This window comes from Streptomyces sp. NPDC054863 (assembly GCF_053610825.1).
This window is the reverse complement of sequence record NZ_JBSGZD010000339.1, coordinates 1-8,096: the sequence shown is the minus strand read 5'-3', so window position 1 is coordinate 8,096 and position 8,096 is coordinate 1. Positions and strand designations below refer to the sequence as shown.

The following is an 8,096-nucleotide window of genomic DNA, read 5'->3' as shown; positions in this document are numbered from 1 at the left end:
GCCTCGGCCGGGGGCCGTTCGGCATGCCGGGCCCCGCCGCACCACGCGGACCGATCGTCTGCCTATTCGTCCGAACGGGGGCATCCGTGCTCCGGCCCGTGTCATCCGGTCGGCCCGGACGTTTCCCACGTGCGACCCCGCGGCTGGGGCCGCTCCGCTACTGCAGGAGGAACTCTTTTCATGAACACTGCCAAGAAGGCCGCCCTGGTCCTCGCCGTCGCCGGCCTCGCTGCGGGCACCTCTGCGGGTGCCGCGTTCGCCGACGCCGAAGCCGAAGGCGTGGCCAAGAACTCCCCGGGCGTCGCCTCCGGCAACCAGGCCCAGGTCCCGGTGCACGTCCCGGTGAACGTGGTCGGCAACACGGTCAACGTCATCGGCGCCCTGAACCCCGCCTTCGGCAACACCGGCGTGAACCGCTGACTTCGCCCGGCCCCCCGCACCATCCGAAAGCCCCGCAGCCCCCTGCTGCGGGGCTTTCCCCGTTGCACACCCCGAGGAGCCGCCCCTCCGGAGACCCACCCCTCACCCCCTCTGCTCCACCACCACCCCGTACGCCGCCACCATCGCCCTCCGAGCCACCCTCTCCACCGGCCTCAACGCCTCACCCCGGGCCCAGATCTCCGAAGCACTGACAGCGCCTCCGTGCCCGTTCCCGTACGCCAGCGACACCATCAGCCCCACCCGCCTCGCCATCTCCAGCACCCGCACCGCCCGCGGCGGGTACCCGGGCGCCAGGAGCTCCCGGGAAGCCTCCGCCCGGGCCCGGTAGGCATCGAGCGCCGCCGAAGCCACCGGCCCCGTCCCCGCCACGTCCAACCGCGTCAGTACCGCCGTCGCGTCCCGCAGCGCCTCCGCGAGCTCCCGCTCCGCCTCCCCGAGCGACGGCACGTCCGCCGGGGGCGCGTCCCGTACCGCCGAGCACACCCAGGTCACCTCCACCCGTACGTCCCCCGCAGGACCGATCTCCTCCACCTCGGGTACGAGCCCGAGCGCCGCCCCCGTACAGACCACCGCCTCCTGCGCCTCCAGCGCCCGCGCGTTGAACTCCGGCGGTCCGCTGAGCCCCAGCGGATGTCCCGGCGCGGGCAGCGCGACCCGCAGTCCGGTCGCCCCCAGCACCCGCAGCCGCCCCAGCGCCAGCGTGAGTCCGACCGGCGCGTCCTCTCCCGGCAGCCCGGTCACCCGGTGCACCGCGTCGTCCCCGACGACGGCGGACGCAGCGTCGTCCGGCGAGACGAATCCCCCCAACAGGGCATTTCCCCAAGCCGCCAGCATTCCTGAACGTGGTTCCGTGAGCATGCGGACAGCCTAGATTCCCGCGCGCGCCCGTCCCAAGGAGAGCCCCAAGAGCAGTCCCAAGGGCAAGACTGTCCGACCGGTGGCGTAGGTTTTCCTTGGGCGCTGTGCCCACAGGCACACGCGACATTTCGATACTGCATGGGGAGACAACGCGCTCATGAGCGATGTACTGGAGCTGGTGGACGTATCCGTGGTCCGCGACGGACGGGCTCTGGTGGACGACGTCTCCTGGTCGGTGAAGGAAGGCGAACGCTGGGTCATCCTCGGCCCGAACGGCGCCGGCAAGACCACGCTGCTGAACATCGCCTCCAGTTACCTCTTCCCCTCCTCCGGCTCCGCCACGATCCTCGGCGAGGCCCTCGGCAAGGTGGACGTCTTCGACCTCCGCCCCCGTATCGGCATGGCCGGCATCGCGATGGCCGAGAAGATGCCCAAGCGCCAGACCGTACTGGAGACCGTCCTCACCGCCGCGTACGGCATGACCGCCACCTGGCACGAGGACTACGACGAGGTCGACGAGCAGCGCGCCCGCGCGTTCCTCGACCGCCTCGGCATGACCGAGTTCCTGAACCGGAAGTTCGGCACGCTCTCCGAGGGCGAGCGCAAGCGCACCCTGATCGCCCGCGCGATGATGACCGACCCCGAACTGCTGCTCCTGGACGAGCCCGCCGCCGGTCTCGACCTCGGTGGCCGCGAGGACCTGGTCCGCCGCCTCGGCCGGCTGGCCCGCGACCCGTACGCCCCCTCGATGATCATGGTCACGCACCACGTCGAGGAGATCCCGCCGGGCTTCACCCACGTCCTCATGATCCGCCAGGGCAAGATCCTCGCCGCGGGCCCCGTGGAGACCGAACTGACCTCGCGCAACCTCTCGCTCTGCTTCGGCCTGCCGCTCCTCGTCGAGCACCGCGGCGACCGCTACACCGCACAGGGCCTCCCCATGAGCTAGTACGGAAGGCCCCTGGGCAGTACGTACGTCCCCGTGCGCCCTGTCCGCGCCGACCACCCGCCCCTACCATGACCGTTGTGAACATGGACGCATGGCTCTGGTGGCTGATCGGCGCGGCGGTGCTCGGCATCGCACTCGTCGTCACGACGATGCCCGAACTGGGAATGCTGGCCGCCGGCGCGCTGGCGGGCGCCCTCACCTCGTACCTGGGCGGCGGCCTCGTCACCCAGGTCCTGGTGTTCGCGGCGGTCTCGGTCGTATTGATCGCCGTCGTACGCCCCGTCGCGGCCAGGCACCGAAGTCAGCGGCCCCAACTGGCCAGCGGCGTCGACGCGTTGAAGGGCCGACAGGCCGTCGTCCTGGAGCGCGTCGACAGCGGCGGGGGCGGTCGCATCAAACTGGCGGGCGAGATCTGGTCCGCCCGCGCCCTGGACTCCGGTCAGTCCTTCGAACCGGGCCAGCAGGTCGACGTGGTCGAGATCGACGGGGCCACGGCCGTCGTCATGTGAGCGTTTCCGCAAGCGGCGGTGCGCATGGTCATATGACCCGAACACACCGCGCAGCGCACCGGTTTCTGGCAGGCTCGATCTTCACCGCAGGCTTGATCCTCACCGCAGGACCGATCATCACCGCAGGACCGAGAGACACGAAGGGCACGGGGAAGCGATGTCATCGATCATCATCGTCCTGATCATTCTGGTGGTGCTGGTCTTCATCGCCCTGATCAAGACGATCCAGGTCATCCCACAGGCCAGCGCCGCGATCGTCGAACGATTCGGCCGCTACACCCGCACCCTCAACGCGGGGCTCAACATCGTCGTCCCGTTCATCGACTCGATCCGCAACCGGATCGACCTCCGCGAACAGGTCGTCCCGTTCCCGCCCCAGCCGGTGATCACCCAGGACAACCTGGTGGTCAACATCGACACCGTCATCTACTACCAGGTGACCGACGCCCGCGCCGCGACGTACGAGGTCGCCAGCTACATCCAGGCCATCGAGCAGCTCACCGTCACCACGCTCCGGAACATCATCGGCGGCATGGACCTGGAGCGGACCCTGACCTCCCGCGAGGAGATCAACGCGGCCCTGCGCGGCGTCCTCGACGAGGCCACCGGCAAGTGGGGCATCCGCGTCAACCGCGTCGAGCTCAAGGCGATCGAGCCGCCGACCTCCATCCAGGACTCGATGGAGAAGCAGATGCGCGCCGACCGCGACAAGCGCGCCGCGATCCTCCAGGCCGAGGGAACGCGCCAGTCCGCGATCCTCACCGCCGAGGGCGACAAGCAGTCCGCGATCCTGCGCGCCGAGGGCGAGGCCAAGGCAGCAGCACTGCGCGCCGAAGGCGAGGCCCAGGCCATCCGTACGGTCTTCGAGTCCATCCACGCCGGCGACGCCGACCAGAAGCTCCTCGCCTACCAGTACCTCCAGATGCTCCCGAAGATCGCCGAGGGTGACGCCAACAAGCTCTGGATCGTCCCCAGCGAAATCGGCGACGCGCTCAAGGGCCTGTCCGGCGCGATGGGCAACTTCGGCCCGATGAGCGGAGGTTCGGGCGGTTTCGGGGGTTCGGGCGGTTCCGGTGGATCCGGTGGTTCCGGCGGCGGCAAGGAACGTCGCGAACAGCCCCCCATCGACTGACCCGTCCCACCCCTCGTGCATGATCCGTGCATGATCGATGCAGACAGCAGCGATCATCACGGCAACCACGAGGGGCAGCACCGCATGACGATCTGGGAGATGCTCGCCGTCTTCGCCGCGGGAATCGGCGCGGGTACCATCAACACCATCGTCGGCTCCGGCACCCTCATCACCTTCCCGGTGCTGCTCGCGACCGGCCTGCCGCCCGTCGTCGCCAACGTCTCCAACACCCTCGGTCTGGTCCCCGGCTCCATCAGCGGGGCCATCGGCTACCGCAAGGAACTGCGCGGCCAGGGCAGGCGCATCCTCCGCCTCGGCCTCACCGCCCTGATCGGCGGACTGATCGGCGCGATCCTGCTGCTCGCACTGCCGTCCTCGGCGTTCGACACGATCGTCCCCGTCCTGATCGGCCTCGCGCTGATCCTGGTCGTACTCCAGCCCAAGCTCTCCGCAGCGCTCAAGCGGCGCCGCGAACGCAACGGCGACCCCGAGACCGGCCCGCACCCGGACGGCGGCCCCGCCCTCCTGTTCGGCCTGCTCCTCGCCAGCGCGTACGGCGGCTACTTCGGCGCCGCCCAGGGAGTCCTCTACCTCTCCCTCATGGGCCTCCTGCTCAACGACACCCTCCAGCGCATCAACGGCGTCAAGAACGTCCTCGGCGCCGTCGTCAACGGAGTCGCCGCGGTCTTCTTCCTCTTCGTCGCCGAATTCGACTGGACGGCCGTCCTCCTGATCGCGGTCGGTTCCGCCCTCGGCGGCCAGCTCGGTGCCAAGGTCGGCCGCCGCCTGCCGCCCACGGTCCTGCGCGCAGTGATCGTCGTGGTCGGCATCGTCGCGATCGTCCAACTCCTGCTCGCCTGAGGCCACTTGCCAGGGACTTGCCCCGGCTGCTCGTCCGGGAACGCGAGGAAGCCCGCCCCCACCACGGGACGGGCTTCCTCACCACCGCTTCGTACGGCCTACGCCGCCGCCTGCGCCAGCCACTCCGGCAGCGCATCCCACTCGCCACCGCGCAGCGACAGCATCATCGCGTCGGCCGGAGTCGGTACGAACGGCTGGAACAGCAGCGGCATCCCCGCCTTCTCCGGCGTACGGTCCGCCTTGCGGTGATTGTCCGCGGCGCACGAGGCCACCGTGTTCAACCAGCTGTCCGCACCACCGCGCGACCGCGGCACCACATGGTCCACGGTCGTCGCCCTTTTCCCGCAGTACGCGCACCTGTGTTGGTCCCGTATCAGCACGCCCCGCCTCGACCACGGAGCTTGTCTTCGGAACGGCACCCGTACGTACCTGCTGAGCCGGATCACCATCGGCACCGGAAGATCGACGGCGGCGGCGCGCATGCGCAGACCGGGATGCGACTTCTCGACCACGGCCTTGTCGTTCAGGACAAGCACCACCGCACGGTTCAGTGTCACCGTCGACAGTGGCTCGAAGCTCGCGTTCAAAACCAGCGTGTCACGCATCCCGCCCACCCTCCGTGTGCCGGCCCGCCCCTTGGCGGGCTTGGATCAACTCTGGCGGGACACGCCGCGATGGACAACGCATTAACGGCGTCCCCGGAGGGAAGCCACACTCCCCCCAGACACAAACTGCCCGCTCCCGATCTCTTTCAAGACCGGGAGCGGGCAAATACCCCGTGAATCTTCGCCGTCGCTTCTCAGCCCTCTGCCGGGCCTTCGAACTGAGCAACGAGCTGCGCACGTCCCAGCGTGTGGAACCGCAGATTGAACCCGACGACGGCGGGCGAAGCGTCCGCGTCGATGCCCAGGCTCTCGGTGTCCACCGCGTACACCGTGAAGACGTACCGGTGGTTCTCGCCGGCCGGGGGAGCGGCCCCGCCGAAGTCCTTCGTCCCGTAGTCGTTACGAGCCTGGACCGCACCCTTCGGCAGCCCCTCGAACTTCCCGCTGCCGGCGCCCGCGGGCAGCTCGGTCACGGACACCGGAATGTCGAAGACCGTCCAGTGCCAGAACCCGCTCCCGGTCGGCGCATCCGGGTCGAAGCACGTCACGGCGAAGCTCTTCGTCTCCGCGGGGAACCCCTCCCACCGCAACTGCGGCGAGGTGTTCCCACCCGAGTAGACCTGCGCGTCCTGCAGCACGGCCCCTTCGGCGACGTCCTCGCTCACCACGCCGAACGATGCCACCGGCGGGTGGAAGTCGTGCGGCAGCGGCGCCCTCTTGGCCTCGGTCACGTCAACACCTTCCTCACTGCTCTGCTCTTCTCCACGGTCGTTCCCGACCCTAGAGCCAGTTGCGCTGCCCACCGACCTCGGCCAGCCACTGGTTCAGGTACCCGGCCCAGTCGGTGGCCTGGAAGTCGTGCAGCCCGACCTGGAACGCCCGGTAGGAGTCGCTGCTCTCACTGAACAGCCCCGGCTTCTTGTCCATCTCCAGGATCACGTCCATCTCGCGGTCGTCCGCGACGAACGTCAGCTCGACCTGGTTGAGCCCCCGGTACTGCTGCGGCGGCAGGAACTCGATCTCCTGGTAGAACGGCAGCTTCTGGCGCGTCCCCCGGATGTGCCCGCGCTCCATGTCCGCGCTCTTGAACCGGAACCCCAGCTGGACGAACGCGTCCAGGATCGCCTGCTGTGCGGGCAGCGGGTGCACATTGATCGCGTCCAGGTCCCCGGAGTCGACCGCCCGCGCGATCTCCAGCTCGGTGGTCACCCCGATGTCCATGCCCCGCAGGTGCTGCCCGGCGATGTTGGTGACGGGCGTCTCCCACGGGATCTCAAGACCGAACGGCACCACGTGCACCGCCCCCGCCTTCACCTCGAAGGCCCCGCCGAGCTTCACCTTGGTGAACTCGATGTTCTGCTTGACCTCCTGGTCACCGCCCTCGACCTCGACCCGCGCCTGGAGCCCGACGGACAGCCCCTCGATCCGCTGGTCCACGGACCCGCCCTGGATCCGCACCTCGCCCTGCACCACGCCACCCGGTACGACGTTGGCCTCGGTGAGCTCGGTCTCCACGGACGCACCGCCCGCACCCAGGCTCGCCAGCAGCTTCTTGAATCCCATGGTTCTCCCCTAAGTTTCCGGTTCTGACCGGTACAAACGCTCAACATGGGCGCCCGGTTCCGCACCTACCCGCGCAAGGAGTACGCACCACCCGGGTTCCATTACCCTCGGCAGGCATGATCGTGCCGACACCGGACCGTACGCCGCTCACCCGCGCCTTCTTCGACCGGCCCGTACTGGAGGTGGCCCCGGATCTCCTGGGCCGCACCCTGGTGCGCCGCACTCCCGAGGGCCCCGTGGAACTACGCATCACGGAAGTAGAGGCGTACGACGGCGAGCGAGACCCGGGCTCGCACGCGTACCGCGGTCGCACCGCCCGCAACGCCTCCATGTTCGGCCCGCCCGGACACGCATACGTCTACTTCATCTACGGCATGTGGTTCAGCCTCAACCTGGTGTGCGGCCCCGAGCACTACGCGAGCGGAGTCCTGCTCCGCGGCGGCGAGGTCACCGCCGGCGCCGACCTCGTCCGCAAACGACGACTTTCAGCCCGAAACGACAATGAACTGGCCAAAGGCCCCGCCCGCCTGGCCACCGGCCTGGACATCACCCGAACCCTCGACGGCACGGACCTCTGCACGGACCAGGACTCACCCCTCTCCGTACTGCACGGCACCCCGGCCCCGCCTGACCAGCGACAGAACGGCCCGCGCACGGGAGTGGGCGGCGAAGGGGCGGTCCACCCCTGGCGCTTCTGGATCACCGGCGACCCCACGGTGAGCCCGTACCGGCCCCACAAGCCCCGCCGCCGGACAACTTGACGCGACCCCGTCGCCCGCCTAACGTAGCCCGAGCCGCTTGAAACGGGCACTGCTGTCGGCACGGTCCATCGGACCCACCCAAGCAGCCCCCGGAGCGGCCAACCACTACTACGACCTCCCTCACGGGTATGAATTTCGGCATGCCTGAATTCATACCCACCGACTCGATTATGAGTCGCAAGGGAAAGCCGCTAAAGTGGTGAACACGCCGAAAGGCAAAAGACCTTCCAAGGGTCACCGGAAAGTGAATCCAAACCGGAAACGGCGCGGAAACAGTCTGGTAGAGTTGGAAACGCAAGAACAAAGCAGAACAAGAAACACCGAACGAAAACGTCCGGAGGAAAGCCCGCGAGGGTGAGTACAAAGGAAGCGTCCGTTCCTTGAGAACTCAACAGCGTGCCAAAAGTCAACGCCAAA

Annotated in this window: 10 protein-coding genes; 6 read left to right on the top strand and 4 right to left on the bottom strand. The window is 68.6% G+C overall.

Translation table 11 applies throughout. The features are described 5' to 3' along the window. The first annotated feature begins 180 nt into the window (after positions 1-180). Positions 181-420: a chaplin family protein gene (locus ACWGIG_RS34340; RefSeq protein ID WP_453325611.1), complete on the top strand. Its 240-nt coding sequence runs from the start codon at positions 181-183 to the stop codon at positions 418-420. Between the two features lie 102 nt (positions 421-522). On the opposite strand, the gene ACWGIG_RS34335 is transcribed toward ACWGIG_RS34340, so the two are convergent. Beyond that, on the bottom strand, positions 523-1,299 hold the full coding sequence (locus ACWGIG_RS34335; RefSeq protein ID WP_453325610.1) for a hypothetical protein: 777 nt from the start codon (positions 1,297-1,299) through the stop codon (positions 523-525). Positions 1,300-1,456: 157 nt separating this feature from the next. Between ACWGIG_RS34335 and ACWGIG_RS34330 the strand changes: the two genes are divergently transcribed. From ACWGIG_RS34330 to ACWGIG_RS34315, 4 genes are all read left to right on the top strand, one after another. Then, positions 1,457-2,248: an ABC transporter ATP-binding protein gene (locus tag ACWGIG_RS34330; protein WP_453325609.1), complete on the top strand. Its 792-nt coding sequence runs from the start codon at positions 1,457-1,459 to the stop codon at positions 2,246-2,248. A 68-nt stretch (positions 2,249-2,316) separates the two neighbouring features. After that, a complete protein-coding gene (locus ACWGIG_RS34325; RefSeq protein WP_453325608.1) occupies positions 2,317-2,757 on the top strand; it encodes an NfeD family protein in 441 nt (146 codons plus the stop codon). Between the two features lie 157 nt (positions 2,758-2,914). Further along, complete coding sequence (locus ACWGIG_RS34320) at positions 2,915-3,889, top strand: SPFH domain-containing protein (protein ID WP_453325607.1); 975 nt, start codon at positions 2,915-2,917, stop codon at positions 3,887-3,889. A gap of 84 nt (positions 3,890-3,973) precedes the next feature. Then, positions 3,974-4,750: a sulfite exporter TauE/SafE family protein gene (locus ACWGIG_RS34315; RefSeq protein WP_453325613.1), complete on the top strand. Its 777-nt coding sequence runs from the start codon at positions 3,974-3,976 to the stop codon at positions 4,748-4,750. A gap of 98 nt (positions 4,751-4,848) precedes the next feature. Here the strand turns inward: ACWGIG_RS34315 and ACWGIG_RS34310 are convergent, their stop codons facing one another. The 3 genes from ACWGIG_RS34310 to ACWGIG_RS34300 form a co-directional block, all read right to left on the bottom strand. Then, positions 4,849-5,355, bottom strand: a complete 507-nt coding sequence (locus tag ACWGIG_RS34310; protein ID WP_453325606.1) for an HNH endonuclease — start codon at positions 5,353-5,355, stop codon at positions 4,849-4,851. Positions 5,356-5,549: 194 nt separating this feature from the next. Further along, on the bottom strand, positions 5,550-6,086 hold the full coding sequence (locus ACWGIG_RS34305; RefSeq protein ID WP_453325605.1) for a YbhB/YbcL family Raf kinase inhibitor-like protein: 537 nt from the start codon (positions 6,084-6,086) through the stop codon (positions 5,550-5,552). Positions 6,087-6,135: 49 nt separating this feature from the next. After that, positions 6,136-6,918, bottom strand: coding sequence for a sporulation protein (locus tag ACWGIG_RS34300; protein ID WP_453325604.1), 783 nt, complete (start codon positions 6,916-6,918; stop codon positions 6,136-6,138). Positions 6,919-7,037: 119 nt separating this feature from the next. Between ACWGIG_RS34300 and ACWGIG_RS34295 the strand changes: the two genes are divergently transcribed. Further along, positions 7,038-7,679: a DNA-3-methyladenine glycosylase gene (locus ACWGIG_RS34295; protein WP_453325612.1), complete on the top strand. Its 642-nt coding sequence runs from the start codon at positions 7,038-7,040 to the stop codon at positions 7,677-7,679. Positions 7,680-8,096: the final 417 nt, after the last annotated feature.

What these genes read in the sequence shown, in the direction of transcription:
- ACWGIG_RS34320 (WP_453325607.1), top strand. Translation starts at nt 2,915, where the DNA reads ATGTCATCGATCATCATCGTCCTGATCATTCTGGTGGTGCTGGTCTTC.
- ACWGIG_RS34340 (WP_453325611.1), top strand. Translation starts at nt 181, where the DNA reads ATGAACACTGCCAAGAAGGCCGCCCTGGTCCTCGCCGTCGCCGGCCTC.
- ACWGIG_RS34315 (WP_453325613.1), top strand. Translation starts at nt 3,974, where the DNA reads ATGACGATCTGGGAGATGCTCGCCGTCTTCGCCGCGGGAATCGGCGCG.
- ACWGIG_RS34325 (WP_453325608.1), top strand. Translation starts at nt 2,317, where the DNA reads ATGACCGTTGTGAACATGGACGCATGGCTCTGGTGGCTGATCGGCGCG.
- ACWGIG_RS34335 (WP_453325610.1), bottom strand. Translation starts at nt 1,299, where the DNA reads ATGCTCACGGAACCACGTTCAGGAATGCTGGCGGCTTGGGGAAATGCC.
- ACWGIG_RS34330 (WP_453325609.1), top strand. Translation starts at nt 1,457, where the DNA reads ATGAGCGATGTACTGGAGCTGGTGGACGTATCCGTGGTCCGCGACGGA.
- ACWGIG_RS34300 (WP_453325604.1), bottom strand. Translation starts at nt 6,918, where the DNA reads ATGGGATTCAAGAAGCTGCTGGCGAGCCTGGGTGCGGGCGGTGCGTCC.
- ACWGIG_RS34310 (WP_453325606.1), bottom strand. Translation starts at nt 5,355, where the DNA reads ATGCGTGACACGCTGGTTTTGAACGCGAGCTTCGAGCCACTGTCGACG.